The sequence below is a fragment of the Candidatus Mycalebacterium zealandia genome, assembly GCA_014075295.1.
Classification (GTDB): Bacteria; Desulfobacterota_D; UBA1144; order Nemesobacterales; family Mycalebacteriaceae; genus Mycalebacterium; species Mycalebacterium zealandia.
Genome location: CP046180.1, coordinates 98,412 through 114,794, shown reverse-complemented (window position 1 = coordinate 114,794; position 16,383 = coordinate 98,412). Strand labels below are relative to the sequence as shown.

Sequence of the window (16,383 nt, the reverse complement as noted above, 5' to 3'; positions counted from 1 at the left end):
TTCGTTCGGTCTGTTCTTCGCTCATTTTCCGGTTCCCTATTTTTTCATAACGCCGAGCGCGAGTTTAACCGCGTCTTCTATACGCTCCGTGGATTTCGCGATTTTTTCAATCTCTTTCATTGCGGCGTCAATTTCGGAAGATCTGAATCCGTAGTTTTTCAGAGCGGACACTATGTTCTCAACCGCTTCTCTGTCCGCGCTTGCGGTTGGAGAGGTCGCGGGAGAGGAAACTTTGTCTTTGAGTTCGTTCATAATGGTTGCCGCTCTTTTCGTGCCGAGCCCGGGAATTTTCTTTTTATCCAAATTCCCCTTCACAACGGCTTCTGCTATTTCTTCTGCGGATATGGATGCAAGGATTTTAAGCGCCGCACGCGGACCGATGCCCGATATTCCGAGCAATTTTTTGAACATCTCCGCCTCGTAAGGCTCGGAAAATCCGAACAGTTCAAGCGCGCCCTCCCGTGAATTGACCGAAAGGTGGGTGTGTATGATGAGGGTTGCTTCGCCGTTGCCGCCGGAGGGCAAATCGCCGAGTGTGCGCGCGCTCACGACAACACCATAGCCCACGCCCGCAGTCTCAATCACGGTCAATTCAGGTGATTTTTTAACAACCTTTCCTTTCAGCAGGGAAATCACCTGAGCGTGAAACGCCTCCTTCGCGAGGATTTGCGCACTGAAAACCCCGGAATTTTATCGGCGGCTTTCGCGTTGTTGATGTGGCACACGGCTATTGCAATCGCGTCGGACTCATCTGAACTTTCAAAACTTTTTCTGCCGGTCAGCAGAGAAACCATTTTCTGAACTTCTTCTTTTGAGGCTCGCCCGTTGCTTGCGACGGACTTTTTTACAGTTGTGGATGAGTATTCAAAAACCTCAACATCACACGCCGCCGCAGTTGCGAGAACAGCTCCGCGCGCCTGACCGAGGTGAAGGGCGGATTTTGAGTTTTTTGCCACAAAAACCTTTTCTATTGACATGCAGGCGGGGGAAAAATTCTCAATTTTTCCGGCGATTTCCTCGCTTATCATGTGCAACCGCCGCTCAATCGGGAGAGACTGCTTCGGACGTATTTCGCCGCTGTCTATGAAAAGAAGTTTTGTTCCATCCTGCTCCACAATCCCGTATCCGCAGGCTTTTGAACCCGGGTCAATTCCTATGACCCTCATTTCAAGTCTGTCTGCTCAATTCTTCAAGAATCTCTTCATCTATGTCAAAGTTCGCGTAAACATTCTGCACGTCATCGCTGTCTTCAAGATTTTCCACAAGTTGAATCATTTTGTTTGCCTCTCTGCCCTCAATTTTGACGTTGCTTTGCGGAATCATCGTAACATTCGCGGCTTCGTGCCTGAACCCCGCCTGTTCAAGAACGTTTTTCACTTCCTCAAATTTTTCAACCGCCGTTATAACCGCCGCTTCACCGTCTTCGCTCAGCACATCTTCGGCGCCCGCTTCTATGGCGGCGTCAAAAAGTTTTTCCGTTTCAGTTTTTTTGGAGAAATCAATCCTGCCCTTCATCTCAAACATCCACGCCACGCATCCGTTCTCGCCGAGATTTCCGCCGTATTTGCTGAAAATGTGCCGTATGTCGGAAACGGTGCGATTTCTGTTGTCCGTAAGGACCTGAACATAAACCGCGCTTCCGCCGGGTCCGTAACCCTCATAAAAGACTTCCTGAAAGTCCGCGCCTTCAACGCCGCCGGTGCCGCGTTTTATCGCTCTTTCAATTGTGTCGCCGGGCATGTTGTTACTTTTCGCGAACGCAATGGCAGTTCTCAGACGCGGATTTGAGTCCGTGTCCGGGCCTCCCTGCCGGGTCGCGACAGTGAGTTCGCGTATCACTTTTGTAAAGACTTTGCCGCGCTTTGCGTCAACCGCCGCCTTGCGGTGTTTGATGTTCGCCCATTTTGAATGTCCCGCCATTATTTGTTGCCCCGCACGGACAAATTATTGTAAGACAGGGCAGGGGGTTTGGCAAGGGACAACGGGATTGACCCGCCTTTGGAATCGCAACCCCGTTTTTAAGATTTTCAGGGTTTTACTTACTTCTTGACATCTCACGCCTTTTCTATAAACTGTCAGCAGTTCGGAGAGTTCCAGATCCGATTTCCATTTCACTCCTTCAGTGGGGTGGTTACCGTTTACAGAGTGGTTTCAGGATTATTTAGTTGCGGAGTTCTCTCATCATTGCGGATTTTTAAAACCGAATGTCAAAAAACGAAGAACAGGTAGAGGAAACTACGAGTCCACGCAAGCGTAAAAAAAGTAGCGCGGGCGGTGAAGAACTGACTCTGGAAATCCTTCGCAAAAAAGCCAACAGCGAGTTGGCCGCACTCGCCATGGATTCCGGCATTAAAGACACAACCGTTATGTCGCGTCAGGATATGGTTTACGCCATAATGCGCGCCAACAGCACGCGTGAGGACGGTTCCATTGAAGCGGAGGGCGTGCTTGAAATTCTGTCCGAGGGATACGGCTTTTTGCGGTCGCCCGCGAACTCCTACCTTTTCGGTCCCGATGACATCTATGTATCCAAGTCTCAGATTCGCTCAGTCAGCCTCAAAACCGGAGACACGGTAAGGGGAAGGGTGCGGCTTCCCAGAGATGGCGAGAAAAATCTCGCGCTTCTCAAAATTGAAACCGTAAACGGCGAAGACCCCGCGAAATGCAATGAAAGAATACCTTTTGAGAATTTTGTTCCGCTTCATCCGGAAAACCGGTTGGAGATTGAATACGATGCGAAGGATTTCAGCACAAGGATTTTGAACCTTTTTGTTCCCGTCGGGATGGGTCAGCGCGCGATGATTGTAGCGCCTCCCAGAACGGGAAAAACAATTCTTTTGCAGAGAATAGCCAACGGAATTACGGATAACCATCCCGATGTGAAGTTAATAGTTCTACTTATAGACGAGCGTCCCGAAGAGGTTACCGATATGCAGAGGTCGGTTGTCGGTGAGGTTGTGAGTTCAACCTTTGACGAGCCGCCCAAACGGCACATTCAGGTTGCCGACATGGTTCTGGAAAAAGCAAAACGCTCCGTGGAGCACGGCAAGGACGTGGTTGTTCTTCTTGACAGCCTCACGCGTCTGGCGCGAGCGAGCAACACCGTAACTCCCGCCAGTGGCAGGGTTCTTTCGGGCGGAATTGAGGCGAACGCGCTTCAAAAGCCGAAAAGATTTTTCGGCGCGGCACGAAACACCGAAGAGGGCGGCAGTTTGACCATCATCGCCACCGCGCTCATAGACACGGGCAGCAGAATGGACGAAGTGATTTTTGAAGAGTTCAAAGGCACAGGCAATATGGAATGTCATCTTGACAGAAAACTCGCCGACCGGCGCATCTTTCCCGCGTTTGAACTTCAGCGTTCCGGCACGCGAAAAGAGGAACTGCTTCTGACCGAGGAAGAGTTGAACAGAGTTTGGCTCCTGCGCAAGGTTCTGAACCCGATGAACACGGTTGAGGCGATGGAGTTCCTGTTGGACAAAATGCGCGGCACAAAGAACAACAAAGAATTCTTGAGCGGAATGAACCAGTGACCCTTCCCGGAAGAGAAACAGGAACCGCGGTTCCCTGCCTGACCGTGCTTGACGCAGACAAATCAATAAAATTTTACGAAAAGGCGTTTGGTTTCAAAGTCATTGCGGACGAGATTTTGAAGACGGGCGGCAAAACCGTTCATGCGGGAATGTCTTTTGAAGACAGACCTGTTGTGATGATAAGCCCTGAAAACGATTTTATGCCCGAAATGAAATCTCCGGCGACCACAAAAACAACCCCGCCGGTCATATTTTATATCTACTGTGCCGATATTGACACTTTCACAGAAGCCGCGCGCGTCGCAGAAGCAACCGTTCTTGCCGAGCCGGCCGATATGTTCTGGGGAGACCGTAAGGCGGATTTTGCCGACCCTGACGGCTACCGGTGGACTTTCGCCACAAACACGGGCGGGGTTGATTTGTCAAAAGCTCCCGAAGGATTTGGAACGGGCTGAAAATCCCTAAATCTTTTCCGCGACAACAAGCAGTTCGTAGATTACGGCGTCCTCTTCCTCAATGCCGTAGTGCTGTTTTGATTTTTCAAGCATTTCAGGCAAGTCAAAAAACACAATTTCCATTTTCACAGTCCGAAGCCCCGATTCTTTCAAAATCCACCGCAACATCATCGGCGGGTAGAAAATCTGCCAGAGTTTCTGGTTCGGCTCGTAGAGCGAGAATTTTTCCATATCAATCAATTCCGCCCACTTTTTTTTGGTTTTATCAAGTGTTGAGATTTCAACCGCCACGCCTATTGTCGGCACAATCGCAATAAAAGTCCCGTCCGGGGCGAGAGCCGCCGAACATGAGCGGACGATGTCGCGGTTTTCCTCATCACTTTCAGATATCAGGGAATTTATGACGAGAACAATGTCAAACTCGCCCTCGTATCCGAGGTGGGTTGAGTTTTTTTCGTATGAGATTTTTTCATTGCGGTTTTTCGCGTGGGGAATTTCCACAATTTTTTCAAAATCGCAACAAACAATTTTTTCAATGCGGGGTGCGTTTCCGGCGAGGTGTTTTTGAAGTTCATCCTTTGAACCGCAACCGGGAATGAGAATGGATTTTTTTCGGGGAAGAACGCCAAGTTCGGCGGTTATTTTTGACAAAAACCGCTTGTCATCGGTTATGCCCCAGACATTGTCGTGAAACTCATCGTCTCCATGCTCGCCGGTTCAGTATTCCTCGCGTTCCCGCTCGGGCATCTCTTTTCCGGCAGTAATGAGCCATTTTCTCATTTTTCATTTCCAATCAAAATTTCGCCGTCTTCAACCTTAATCTCAAAAACCTCTATCGGCTCGCTTGCGGGCATGCAAAGAGCCTCTCCGGTTTTCATGTTGAATTGCGCTCCGTGATACGCGCAAGTGATAACTTCGCCTTCAATTTCGCCGTCCGAGAGCGGAAGTTCCTGATGACTGCATTGGTCTCTGAACGCGCAGAAAGTTCCGTCCGTGTTGCAGACCGCGATAGTGTCAAAGCCGACTGTGAATGATTTAATCTCTCCGGGGGCGATTTCGTCCGCGTCCGCGATTTTTTTCATTTTTGCCATTTTCAGTTTCCAAGCGCGGCGGCAAACCAGCGTTCGGATTCTTTTTCAAGAAACTCGCGCACCGGCTCAACCGTCATAAGCGAGATACTTTCGCGCGTGAAACCTCTGAGAATTACCGCGCGAGCCTCGGCTTCGGGGATTCCGCGCGAGCGCAGATAAAAAACGGCTTCTTCGTCCATCTGTCCGATTGTCGCGCCGTGCGTGCATTTGACGTCGTCATTGTAGATTTCCAGTTGAGGTTTTGTGTCTATTTGAGCCGTGTCGGAAAGCAAAAGGTTCCGGTTTGTCTGTTTGGCGTCCGTCTTAATCGCGCCTTCGTGAACTATAATTCTTCCGTGAAAAACCCCGCGTCCTTTTTCATTGAGAACGCCGTTGTATATCTGGCGGCTGTCGCAGTGGGGGGCTGCGTGCTCAACCTTCATAAAATTGTCCATGTGCTGGCGTCCGGTTGGCATAAAAAGCCCGTTTATGAGGCAGTCTCCGCCGGTTCCCGCGAGTTTGGGATGAATGTTGTTTCTTACAATAGCCCCGCCCGTGAGAACTGAATGGGAAAGGGTATTCGCGTCTTTTTCCTGAACCAGATTGAGGGTTGAGATGTTGACCCCGTTTCTGCTTTCAAACTCAAGGCGGTAATGCTCGACCCGCGCGCCCTCGCCGACCGAGATTTCAGTGAGCGGATTTGAAAGGCAGTTTTCCTCCGCCGTTGAGATGTAGTGCTCAACTATTTTCACGCCGCAGTTTTTCTCGGCAACAATCAGGTTTCGCGGGCTGGAAACCCGCTCGCCGCCGGTGGATGCGTAGATGATGTAAACGGGCTTTTTAATTTCCGCGCCCTCCGGAATGTGAATAAACGCGCCGTCTTCAAAAAGCGCGGTGTTGAGAGCGGTGAAGAACTCATTTTTTATGTCGGACATTTCCCCCAGGTTGGCCGAGACCATTTCCGCATGGGACTTCGCCGCCTTGGAAAGAGGGAGAACGGTGGTTTTTTTCGTTTTAGGGGGTTTTGAAAGCGCGGGCGCGTAAACGCCGTTTATAAACACAAGGGCGGGAGCGCCGAGTCCTTCAACCGCTTGCGCGGCGATGTTTTTCCCCGTTACCTTCGCTTTGCCGTTTGCCGCCGAATACGACATCGCCGCGACCGGGGCAAGGTTTGTAAATCTCCAGTCCTCATGGCGCACGGTCGGAAACTCAATTCCCGCCACCGCTTTCGCGGCATCCGCTTTTACGCTGTCAAGAACCGCGATTCCGGTTTTGCGCGCGTCTTCACACAGGCTTGCCAACGCGCCGTTTTTATTTTTTTTGGCGGACATTTTTTCTCACGCGGATTTTTTTTCAATCCAGCCGTAGCCCTTGCTTTCCAGTTCAAGGGCGAGCTCTTTGCCGCCGGATTTGACGATTTTTCCGTCCGACATCACGTGGACAAAATCCGGAACAATGTATTCAAGAAGCCGCTGGTAGTGTGTGATAATGATGAAAGAGCGATCTTTTGACCTCATTGAGTTAACGCCTTTTGCCACGATTTTGAGCGCGTCAATGTCAAGCCCGGAATCGGTTTCGTCAAGTATGGCGAGTTTCGGCTCTAAAATCTGCATCTGAAAAATTTCGTTCCTTTTTTTCTCGCCACCCGAAAAACCCTCATTGACTGGACGTGAAAGAAAAGTGTCGTCCATGTCCAGATTTTTCATTTTTTGCTTTGCGAGTTTTGAAAAATCCACATGCTTTACGGGTTTTTCGCCGCGATGTTTTCTAATGGAATTCAGCCCCTCGCGCAACAGGTAGGAGTTTGAAACGCCCGGGATTTCAATGGGATACTGAAACGCCATAAAAACGCCGGCCGCGGAACGCTCTTCGGGTTCCATGTCAAGGAGGTCTTCGCCTTCAAATCCCACGGAGCCCTTTGTTACTTCGTAGGCGTCTTTTCCGGCCAGAACTTGCGAAAGAGTGCTTTTGCCCGAGCCGTTGGGGCCCATTATGGAATGGATTTCCCCTTTGCCCACTTTAAGCCTCAGACCTTTCAGAATTTTCTTGCCGTCAACTGCGGCGTGCAGATTTTTTATTTCAAGCATTTGTTAACCCCTTGGATTTTCCGGATAGGGGCGTGGGTTTATCCCACGCTGCCCTCAAGACTTACACTCAGAAGTTTTTCCGCCTCAACGGCGAATTCAAAAGGCAGTTCCTTGAAAACTTCCTTGCAAAATCCGTTCACAATCAGAGAAACGGCGTCTTCGGCGGACAACCCTCTTTGCTGACAGTAAAAAATCTGGTCTTTACCGATTTTTGAGGTTGACGCCTCGTGCTCCATGTGAGCGGTTGAGTTTTTCACTTCAATGTACGGAAAGGTGTGCGCGCCGCACAGGTCGCCTATGAGCATTGAGTCGCACTGCGTGTAGTTACGCGAATCCGCCGCCGATTTGGCGATTTCGACAAGCCCTCTGTAAGTGTTCTGCCCCTTGCCCGCGCTTATGCCCTTTGAAATGATTGTGCTGCTTGTGTTTTTGCCTATATGCACCATCTTTGTTCCCGTGTCCGCCTGCTGCATTCTGTTGGTCAGCGCGACCGAGTAAAATTCGCCGACCGAGTTGTCTCCCTCAAGCACGCAACTGGGATATTTCCACGTAATTGCCGAGCCTGTCTCAACTTGAGTCCACGATATGTGGGAGTTGTCTCCGATGCATCTGCCGCGTTTTGTTACAAAGTTGTAGATTCCGCCTTTGCCTTCGTTGTTTCCGGGATACCAGTTTTGAATTGTGGAGTATTTTATAGTCGCGTCTTCGAGCGCAACGAGTTCCACCACCGCCGCGTGAAGCTGGTTTTCGTCCCTCATCGGGGCCGTGCAACCCTCCAGATAACTGACGTAACTTCCCTTTTCGGCAATTATGAGAGTTCTCTCAAACTGCCCCGTGTTTTCGGCGTTTATTCTGAAATAGGTTGAAAGTTCCATCGGGCAGCGCACGCCTTTGGGCACATAAACGAATGAGCCGTCGCTGAAAACGGCGGAATTGAGAGTCGCGAAAAAGTTGTCGGACGAGGGCACGACCGAGCCGAGATATTTTTTCACAAGTTTGGGGTGCTCCCTGACGGCTTCTGACATTGAGCAGAAAATCACGCCCGCTTCGGCCAGTTTTTCCTTAAAAGTGGTTACGAGCGAAACGCTGTCAAAAACCGCGTCAACCGCAACCGTTTCGGTTTTCACACCCGCGAGCATTTTCTGTTCTTCAAGCGGTATTCCCAGTTTTTCGTATGTTTCCCTGATTTCCGGGTCTATGTCCTCCAGGCTTTCGGGGCGGTCGCCGCTTTTGGGCGCGGCGTAGTAGCTTATGGCGTTGTAGTCTATGGACGGATAGCTGATGTTCGCCCATTTAGGCTCTTTCATTGTGAGCCAGTGTTTGTAGGCTTTGAGCCGCCAGTCAAGCATCCACTTCGGCTCCTCTTTTTTCGCCGAGATAAAGCGGATTACATCTTCACTGAGCCCCTTCGGGGCGACATCCTGCTCAACATCGGTTGTAAAGCCGTATTTGTATTCCTGCTTGGCCAGATCTTCGAAATCAATACTCATTGTTTTGTCCTTTGTTCCGTTAGGCTCGCAAGGGTTATTTTTTCAAGCGTTTCAATCATTGAGAGCTGCAATTTGTCCCAGATGGCAAGTTGCGTACAGTTTTCAAAAAGCGCGCAGGGTCCGTCCTCATCCATGCAGTCAATTATGTGAATGTCCCCTTCGATTGCCTCATACACATTGCGCAGGTTCAGTGTTTCCGGCTCTTTGGCGAGTATGTAGCCGCCCGCGGGGCCGCGCACTGAAACCACTATTCCGCTTTTTACAAGCCGCCCCAGTATCTTTGCCAGATATTTGTCCGGTATGTGCTGGTTTTCGGAAATCTCCTTCATTCCGCACCTCCTGCCCGGATTATTGCCCATATAAGTCAACGAGCGTATTGCGTAATCAAGTGCTTTGCTTACTTGCATTATCAGTCTTCTTTCACGGCAACGCCGCACTGACAGACTAACGCAGAGATTCCATTTTTTCAAGCACGGCGCGAGCGAGAGAGCGAGCGGTTTGCGTGTTTGAGATTACGGTGTCCGTAACAAGAGTTTCAATCCCTTCGGACTTGATTTTTTCCGCCTCGCGGCGGTCGCTGTTGTCAATAACCATAAGGTTCAGAAAGTCTGAATACATGCGCGCGATTTGAAATGATGAAACCTCAAGCCCCAGCGCTTTCATGAGCCGGTCCGCCGGACCTTTAAGCGGCTTTCCGCCCACAAGCGGGCTAACCGCGGCAATAACCGCCTTTGACTTGCGCAAAGCGTTTCTCACTCCCGCCACTTCAAGAATAGGCCCTATGCTTATAACCGGATTGCTCGGGCACAGCACGATTTTGTCCGCGTCTTTTATCGCTTCAAGAACGCCCGGAGCCGGGGTCGCCGCTTCTATTCCCCTGAAACTCACGCCCGACACCTGAGGTTCCATTTTTCTGAGGACGTAATACTCCTGAAAATGCATCTCCCCGAGGTCTGTTCGCACCCATGTGCGGACTTCGCAGTCGGTCATGGGCATGATGTTCACCCTGTCCGACGCTCCGAGCCGCCGCGCGATTTCGCGCGTGGTTTCCGAAAGCGTGAGACCGCTTTTCATCATTTCCGTTCTGGTGATGTGGGTCGCGAGGTCGCGGTCGCCGATTCTGAACCAGTTTTCGCTCCCGAGCGCGCCCGCCGCGTCAATAAAATTGAAGGTGTCGCCATCAATTCCCCAGCCCTTTTTTTTATCCACAATGCCCGAAAGCCAGTAGATAATTGTGTCCACGTCCGGCGAGATGTGAAGCCCTGAAAGGTTGATGTCGTCCGCGCTGTTGACAATGACAGAAAGCCCGGAATCCGCGCTTTCCGCTTCCAACGACAACCCTTTGAGGAATTTGCCCGCGCCGACTCCGCCTCCGAGACTGGTTATCATTGGGCAAAGCATATACAAAAAATGCCTTTATTGTTTGGACATTTCCCGCCGTTTAGGTGTAAAATAGAACGGCTTGTTTAAGGGTTTTGAGGTTGGGCTTGAGCTGATTTATGGGCACGAGCCTGAAAGAAAACAGAAAATCGTGGTTCGCAAGAATCATTGTCTTTATCCTTGCTCTCGCTTTCATTGTGGGGCTGGGCTATACGGGCGGTTTGCCCGGCGGCGGGGTTTCCTCCGGAGTCGCGCTGGAGGTTGACGGCGAAGCCGTTTCCATTTCGTATTATCAACTCGTAAGAAAACAGATTTACAACTCGCAAACCGCCGGGATGGACAAGGTTCCGGTTGAAGTTCAGGACGCGATAGACCGTATAGCCCTGGATTTTCTCACCCAGCGCAAACTTCTCGTCCGCAAAGCGCGCGCGCTGGGGTTGCGCGTTTCCGATGAGGAGATACGCCAAACCGTCACAAGTGACCCGGCTTTTGTTAACGAAAACGGGTTTGTCGGTGCGGATTACTACAAACTTTATGTAACGGAGGGGCTCCGGTTGACCGTCTCGCAGTTTGAGGACTCAATCAGGGATGAAAACCTCACTTTGAAAATGGCTTCACTGTCTCGTGTTTCAGAGGCGCGGACGCTTGAAGAGATGGAGAACCTTTTCATGGTGACGGGCGAAAAAATCAAAGTTGAATACATATCGTTTGACACAGATACCGAAGCGCGGAGCGCGCTTGATGAACTGACCTTGTCGGGAGACATATTCGCAGTGGCGAAGAAATTCGGCAGGAAGACCGAGCGCACCGAATTTTTTACGCGGTTTGAGGTTCCCGCTCCGCTCGGGCAGGAGATGTTTGCCCTTACGGCTTCAAGTCCGGTCGCGCCGCAGGTATTTTCCTCGGACGGCGTTCACACGGTCGCCGTTCTCAAAGACAGAGAGAGCACATCACCCGACCTTGTGCGCGACAAAACCCGTATTGCCTCTGAAGCCGCGCCCGATAAAGGGGTTGAAGTTCTCAACAACTGGATTCAGATGCTTTATGCGACAGCGCATGTTAAAACCAGCAAGGAGATTGGCAGATGAGAATTTCCGCACTTGAACTTTCCGGTTTTAAATCGTTTCACAGGAAAACGAGAATAGAGTTCCACAAAGGGGCTAACGGCATTGTGGGACCGAACGGTTGCGGCAAATCAAATGTTGTGGATGCCGTGCGATGGGTTATCGGCGAGCAGAACCCCAGAATGTTGCGCGCCGAAGTTATGGAGGACTTGATCTCGGACGGAACAGTTTCACTCAAGCCGGTTGGAATGGCCGAGGTTACGCTTGTGTTGTCCGAAGTGCCGGGGCGCGGCTTTAACGATGTTTCCATAACACGCAGATACTTCCGCGGTGGCGAAAGCGAATACTCAATCAACGGCGCGCAGTGCCGTCTCAAAGACATCGTTGACGTCTTTCTGGACACCGGCGCGGGCGCCCGTTCGCACTCAATTATCGGTCAGGGCGAAGTGGAGAACCTCATAATGGCAAAGCCCGAAGAGAAACGCCGCCTCATAGACGAGGTCGCCGGGATTGGGAAATTCAAGGCGAGAAAAAAGGAAACCCAGAGCCGCTTGAAACAGACCGGGGAAAATCTGGAAAAAATAAGGGGCATCAGCAAAGACGCGAACCGGCGCAAGGAAACTTTGCGACGGCAGGCGGAGCAGGCGCGGAAACTGAATGAACTTTCCGGCGGCGCGGCGCGGCTTGAACTTCTTATGCTCGGAGCGCAGAGACTTGAGAGCGAAGAAAAAATGCGAGAAGCGTTACGCGGCAAGACAGAAATTGAAAAATCCACCGGCGAACTTGAGACCGGAAAAAGCGGCATTGTGAGCCGCCTTAAAGAGTTTGAGCAAAAAGTCCGCGCTCTTGAAACCGAAGCCGGGTCGTCGGACGCGGAAATACTGGCCGTTCGGGAGAAAATCAACGCCGAAAACTCCGCGAAAGAGCTTTCCGCCCGAAGAACCGCGGACATTGAAGCATTTATATCACGGCTTGAAAGCGAAAAACTCATCCTTGAACAACAGGGGAGCGACATCAAGAACGAAACCGCGAAAATGCGCTCCGAAGCCGAAAACGCGGACACGGAAACAGGGCGGCTAAAAGTCGATGTTGAGACCGTTTCGTCCGAACTTTCCGCGCTCAAAGACGGCACGCGGGGCGACAGAAACGGATTTGAAGAAGTCAGGGAAAGTTTTTTCAGCGCGGTTGAACAGTGCGACAACGCTGAGGAGGGATACAGAAACCTCACCGCCGAAATTGAGCGTCTGTCCGTCAGGAGCGGATACCTGTCCGAGCAGAAAGAGGTGTTGCTTGACGAGAAGCGGAAAATCTCCGGCCAGCGTGAGCAGTTTTTGTCTCAGATTGAGGAGATAAGCGGCGCGCAGGAACAGTCGGAAAAAGAGAGGAAAGGTTTTGAAGACGGGCTTTCGTCTTTCGGCGGCGAGCACGGCAAACTGCTTGATGAAATTGATTCGCTCAAAGAAAGCCGCACACGTGCGGCGTCGCGGCTTGGAGAGCTTGAAAATATACGCAAATCGTTTGAATGGCTTCCCGAATCGTCCCGCAGTTTTCTTATGGGGAACAAAACGGGCGGGGTGCTCGGCGTTTTGTCGGACTACGTTACCGTTCCCCCTGAATACGCGAAAGCGTTTGAGGCGGCGCTCGGCGAGCGTTTGGGCTGGATTGTGGTTGGCACGGGCGATGACGCTTCGGCGGCGATAGAGAAACTGCGGATGAGCGAGGCGGGACGGGCGACTTTTCTGCCGGCGGGCGCGGGCGCGCCGGAGAAAACATTTTCCGTTCCGGCGGGAGCGCGACCGATTACTGAGATTGTGCGCGTAAAGGGCACGGGCGGCGCGGCGGTGAGGAAACTTCTTGAGGGGATTTGCGTTGTGGACACGCTTGGAGACGCTTTTGAGTGCGCGCCGCGTGCGCCGGAGCTTTCCTTTGCCACGCTTGAGGGCGATTTTCTTGACAGTTCGGGAGCCGTTTCGGGCGGCTGGACCACCGGCGGGGTTTTTGAGCGCGATTCGGAGATTGAGTCGCTCACCGATGAGGTCGCGCGCCTTGATAAACAGATAAAAACTTCGCTTGAAGAATCGGGCAATTTTGAGATTCGCATAGACGATTTGAAGGAGAAAATGACCTCTCTGGACGATAACATTCGCGCCGACAGAGCTCGGCTCGGCTCTCTTGAGCGTGACCTTGAAGGGTTTACTTTCGCGCTTGAAGGGAAAGAGACAAAACTCACCGGGCTTGAGACGGAAATCACCGCCGCGGACTCTGAACTTGAGGAAAAAAACGCCCGGCTCGGCGATTGCCGCGCGCAGCTTGAGGACTTGCGCGGGAAAAGAGACGTTCTCAAAGAGCGGCTTTCCGGTTTTGAGGAGAAAAACTCCGAGTTGGAATCCCGTGAAACGGAACTTTCCGACCGGCTCAGTTCGCTGAAAGTCAGCATCGCTTCGCTTGAACAGAACAAAGCCGGAGCCCTGCGCTCCATTGAAGGGCTTGATTTAAGAGAAAAAGACATCGCGGCGCGCTCCGCGGAAAATGCCGCCGAAATTGCCCGCAAACAGGAAGAGAAAAAAGAGTTGATTGAATCTTCCGGCTCGGCAAAGAGCAGAATAGAGACGCTTGAGGCGGAGCTTGAGCAAAAACAGCAGGGCGGCGGAAAAATCCGCGAAGACCGTTCGGCGGTTATGGCGGAAATTCAGGCTTTGCGCGAAAAGGTTGATGGGTTGGACAAGAGTATTGAACAGGTCAGAGCGCGGCGCGGCGATATTGAGGTCAGAATTAAAACGATGGAAAACAATATTGAGTATGTGGACGGGAAAATAACCGAAGTTAAGGAAAAAACAGGCGCGCAAATGCCGGGTGAGGACGAGATCCGCGCCGCGGATGTTGAAGAGACAAAAACGGAGTTCGCGGAATTGAGAGCGAAAATTGACAAGTTGGGGCTTGTGAATCTTCTTGCGCCTGATGAATACGAGGAAGCGGAAAAGGAATACGATTTTCTGGAAAGCCAGATAGAAGACCTTGAAAAATCCGCGATTTCCCTCAAAAAATCCATTTCGCAACTTGACCGCGAGAGCGCGGAGAAATTTACCGAGGCGTTTGAAGAGGTTGATAAAAAATTCCGCGAATTACTGCCCACGCTTTTCAAGGGCGGGGAAGGGCGGCTTGTTATGACAAATCCGGACGATCCCATTGATACGGGAATAGATATTTCCGTAAAACCCGGCGGCAAAAAAGCGCAAAGCATGAGTTTGCTTTCAGGTGGCGAAAAAGCGCTTTCGGCAATCGCTTTTATAATCGCCTCATGCCTCGTGCGACCGCTTCCGTTCATGATTCTTGATGAGATAGACGCCCCGCTTGACGATTCAAACACGGGAAGATTCGCGTCTCTTGTGAAGGATATTTCGCGCAATTCGCAAACCCTTGTTGTTACGCACAACAAAACCACCATTTCAAGCGTTGACGCGCTTATAGGCGTAACCGCGAGCAAAGCGGCTAACTCGGCGGTCGTTTCGGTTGATTTGGCGAAAGCGGTGTGATTATTAATGTCGGAAATCAAAAGCGTCTGACAACTTTGTTTTCTTCTCAGTGCTATTTGCTGGATTTAGGATCTTAGGTTAATGACAAACCTGCTAGAGTTCTCTCTTGAATTCCTAACATTTTCTTTCGTCTTGGAGGAGATTTTGCAACCTTTTTTAGCAAGTCTTAATCCTTCATTGTTCCAAAATGTCATTATAGGATTTTTAGCAATTTTGATTCCAGTTTCACTTGGTATGTTCGCCCAAATTTCCAAAAGTGAATTCAAAACGCAAGCATTCAAAGAAGAACTCCTCAAATTTAGAAATCTGTTTTGGTTTTCTATTCTTGGTCTTGTGGGTTTCCCCTTTTTTCCAACTCTCCTGATAACGGTCAGTTTTTTGTATTGGGAAAAACACTGGCAATTTTTGCGGTATTTATTTTGATTGTTTATTTTTGGAAACTTTTCCAAGATGTTCTCGAAGGATACAAACCTGAGATTGGGTTGAAATTTTTGAGTAAACTTTGTCTGTCGGAAGTCCGTAATGAAAAAAATCAGGAGAAAATGTTAAAAGCATGGGAGTCTTTTTGGCCGGAGTCATCTGAATATGACGAAAGAGAGTTAAATAAGGTTTTCGTAGAGCATATTGATAGATTTCTACAAGAGGAGGAATTTGCTTTGGCCGCACGCCTTTCTCAGGGGTATCAAGATAATTTTGCTGCTAGAGAGGATCTTTTTGTTGTAAATTCTGTGCTTCCAAAGGTTTTTGAATGGATGGAAATTTTTTGGAAGTCAGAGACAAAAATTCAAAGCGAAAAAGTTTATGTACCCACAACTCATTTTCAGCATTCCTTTTTTCCGAAAGTTGTACAAAGATTGCTGTTGAGTCCTGTTTATTCCTCTTTTGTCTTTGAAGAATTTGAAAAGTATATAAAGCATGTAGAGAAAAAAATTCAAAGGGAAAGAAAAGAGGGAAATCTACAACTGGCCACAGAATATAAACATTATATTGACGATTTGCTTAGGGTATTGCTTTCCACATTCTATGAAAATAGGAATAATGCAGGCGTAAATCCTGATGTTTGGAAAAGCTATTTTCCAAAAGGTTGGAAAATTACAAGTAATAATTCAGAAGAATGGGAAGCGGAAACTGTTTTGGACCACTTCATAGTAAATTATGGCAGCCATCTTTTTCAGAAGTCAGACGAACCACTGTTCAACCAATCCCTATCCGACATTGTGAATATGCTGTTTCCCGGAGTTAATTCGGGTCTATTCACTGCTTGGATAAGGTTTGCTTGTGGTCCGGAAAACGACATCAAAGGGATAATCAAGTTAAATCCGATGTTTCGCCTTTCTAATAGTTTTGTTTCACAGGTGGGGAATCAAGGAGAGAGTGAACGAAAACTTCTAGAGGATATAGAAAAAAGAAAAGAAGAAACAATAAATGTGATTTTTGGTTTCTTAGGTACCTTTGATGGCTACAGAGATGTACCTCTCACTTATGATGAGGATGATTTTAGCGAAGAGGATCGGGAAAATTGGGGTGATTATAGCGAGGAAAAGAAAAAACAAGTTCTTGCCAATTTTAGAAGATCAAAATTTAGGAAATTGTTGGGTAATTTGAATAGCAAGGAAATAAAAGATTTTTGCGGAAAAAATGAAGTTTATGAGGCAAAAAGAAAAGGATTTGTCAAACTCATAGAACTCTTGCTTGAAAGAGTCGAACAGGAAGCAACTAATTCTCCATCGGCGGACGACCCCCAGTCGCACGGCACGACGTGAATATGTTC

Annotated in this window: 15 protein-coding genes; 5 read left to right on the top strand and 10 right to left on the bottom strand. The window is 49.7% G+C overall.

The window, feature by feature from the left end; translation table 11 throughout:
• Positions 1–36 precede the first annotated feature (36 nt).
• Genes ruvA through GKS04_00565 form a run of 3 tightly spaced genes read right to left on the bottom strand, consistent with a single transcriptional unit; the run spans position 37 to position 1,920 of the window.
• A complete protein-coding gene (gene ruvA, locus GKS04_00575; GenBank protein ID QMU55692.1) occupies positions 37–666 on the bottom strand; it encodes a Holliday junction branch migration protein RuvA in 630 nt (209 codons plus the stop codon).
• Positions 633–1,166: a crossover junction endodeoxyribonuclease RuvC gene (gene ruvC / locus GKS04_00570; protein QMU55691.1), complete on the bottom strand. Its 534-nt coding sequence runs from the start codon at positions 1,164–1,166 to the stop codon at positions 633–635. The genes ruvA and ruvC overlap by 34 nt, the downstream gene beginning before the upstream one ends.
• 1 nt (position 1,167) lies before the next feature.
• Entirely contained in the window at positions 1,168–1,920 is a 753-nt protein-coding gene (locus GKS04_00565) for a YebC/PmpR family DNA-binding transcriptional regulator (GenBank protein QMU55690.1), read from the bottom strand.
• A 284-nt stretch (positions 1,921–2,204) separates the two neighbouring features.
• Between GKS04_00565 and rho the strand changes: the two genes are divergently transcribed.
• Positions 2,205–3,533, top strand: coding sequence for a transcription termination factor Rho (gene rho / locus GKS04_00560; protein ID QMU55689.1), 1,329 nt, complete (start codon positions 2,205–2,207; stop codon positions 3,531–3,533).
• Positions 3,509–3,988, top strand: coding sequence for a VOC family protein (locus tag GKS04_00555; GenBank protein ID QMU55688.1), 480 nt, complete (start codon positions 3,509–3,511; stop codon positions 3,986–3,988). The genes rho and GKS04_00555 overlap by 25 nt, the downstream gene beginning before the upstream one ends.
• Positions 3,989–3,994: 6 nt before the next feature.
• Here GKS04_00555 and GKS04_00550 read toward each other — a convergent pair whose 3' ends face one another.
• The 7 genes from GKS04_00550 to GKS04_00520 all read right to left on the bottom strand — a co-directional run bounded on the left by GKS04_00550 (position 3,995) and on the right by GKS04_00520 (position 10,036).
• Positions 3,995–4,639, bottom strand: coding sequence for a hypothetical protein (locus GKS04_00550; GenBank protein ID QMU55687.1), 645 nt, complete (start codon positions 4,637–4,639; stop codon positions 3,995–3,997).
• Positions 4,640–4,764: 125 nt separating this feature from the next.
• Positions 4,765–5,079: a Rieske 2Fe-2S domain-containing protein gene (locus GKS04_00545; protein ID QMU55686.1), complete on the bottom strand. Its 315-nt coding sequence runs from the start codon at positions 5,077–5,079 to the stop codon at positions 4,765–4,767.
• 2 nt (positions 5,080–5,081) lie between these two features.
• Complete coding sequence (gene sufD / locus GKS04_00540; GenBank protein ID QMU55685.1) at positions 5,082–6,389, bottom strand: Fe-S cluster assembly protein SufD; 1,308 nt, start codon at positions 6,387–6,389, stop codon at positions 5,082–5,084.
• A gap of 6 nt (positions 6,390–6,395) precedes the next feature.
• Positions 6,396–7,145 carry a Fe-S cluster assembly ATPase SufC gene (gene sufC / locus GKS04_00535; protein QMU55684.1) on the bottom strand — a complete coding sequence of 250 codons (750 nt, stop codon included), beginning with the start codon at positions 7,143–7,145 and terminating at the stop codon, positions 6,396–6,398.
• A 38-nt stretch (positions 7,146–7,183) separates the two neighbouring features.
• A complete protein-coding gene (sufB, locus tag GKS04_00530) occupies positions 7,184–8,635 on the bottom strand; it encodes a Fe-S cluster assembly protein SufB (GenBank protein QMU55683.1) in 1,452 nt (483 codons plus the stop codon).
• Positions 8,632–9,042 carry an Rrf2 family transcriptional regulator gene (locus tag GKS04_00525; protein QMU55682.1) on the bottom strand — a complete coding sequence of 137 codons (411 nt, stop codon included), beginning with the start codon at positions 9,040–9,042 and terminating at the stop codon, positions 8,632–8,634. Before GKS04_00525 ends, sufB begins: the two co-directional genes overlap by 4 nt.
• A 37-nt stretch (positions 9,043–9,079) precedes the next feature.
• Positions 9,080–10,036: a 2-phospho-L-lactate transferase gene (locus GKS04_00520; GenBank protein ID QMU55681.1), complete on the bottom strand. Its 957-nt coding sequence runs from the start codon at positions 10,034–10,036 to the stop codon at positions 9,080–9,082.
• Positions 10,037–10,134: 98 nt separating this feature from the next.
• Between GKS04_00520 and GKS04_00515 the strand changes: the two genes are divergently transcribed.
• From GKS04_00515 to GKS04_00505, 3 genes are all read left to right on the top strand, one after another.
• Entirely contained in the window at positions 10,135–11,103 is a 969-nt protein-coding gene (locus GKS04_00515) for a hypothetical protein (protein ID QMU55680.1), read from the top strand.
• Positions 11,100–14,612 (top strand): chromosome segregation protein SMC, encoded by a 3,513-nt coding sequence (smc, locus tag GKS04_00510; protein QMU55679.1) that lies wholly within the window; start codon positions 11,100–11,102, stop codon positions 14,610–14,612. Before GKS04_00515 ends, smc begins: the two co-directional genes overlap by 4 nt.
• Positions 14,613–14,995: 383 nt before the next feature.
• Entirely contained in the window at positions 14,996–16,375 is a 1,380-nt protein-coding gene (locus tag GKS04_00505) for a hypothetical protein (protein ID QMU55678.1), read from the top strand.
• The last annotated feature ends 8 nt before the right edge of the window (positions 16,376–16,383 follow it).

Coding starts and splice junctions, on each gene's coding strand:
- ruvC (QMU55691.1), bottom strand. CDS start 1,166: ATGAGGGTCATAGGAATTGACCCGGGTTCAAAAGCCTGCGGATACGGG.
- GKS04_00565 (QMU55690.1), bottom strand. CDS start 1,920: ATGGCGGGACATTCAAAATGGGCGAACATCAAACACCGCAAGGCGGCG.
- rho (QMU55689.1), top strand. CDS start 2,205: ATGTCAAAAAACGAAGAACAGGTAGAGGAAACTACGAGTCCACGCAAG.
- GKS04_00545 (QMU55686.1), bottom strand. CDS start 5,079: ATGGCAAAAATGAAAAAAATCGCGGACGCGGACGAAATCGCCCCCGGA.
- sufD (QMU55685.1), bottom strand. CDS start 6,389: ATGTCCGCCAAAAAAAATAAAAACGGCGCGTTGGCAAGCCTGTGTGAA.
- sufC (QMU55684.1), bottom strand. CDS start 7,145: ATGCTTGAAATAAAAAATCTGCACGCCGCAGTTGACGGCAAGAAAATT.
- sufB (QMU55683.1), bottom strand. CDS start 8,635: ATGAGTATTGATTTCGAAGATCTGGCCAAGCAGGAATACAAATACGGC.
- GKS04_00525 (QMU55682.1), bottom strand. CDS start 9,042: ATGCAAGTAAGCAAAGCACTTGATTACGCAATACGCTCGTTGACTTAT.
- GKS04_00520 (QMU55681.1), bottom strand. CDS start 10,036: ATGCTTTGCCCAATGATAACCAGTCTCGGAGGCGGAGTCGGCGCGGGC.
- GKS04_00515 (QMU55680.1), top strand. CDS start 10,135: ATGGGCACGAGCCTGAAAGAAAACAGAAAATCGTGGTTCGCAAGAATC.
- smc (QMU55679.1), top strand. CDS start 11,100: ATGAGAATTTCCGCACTTGAACTTTCCGGTTTTAAATCGTTTCACAGG.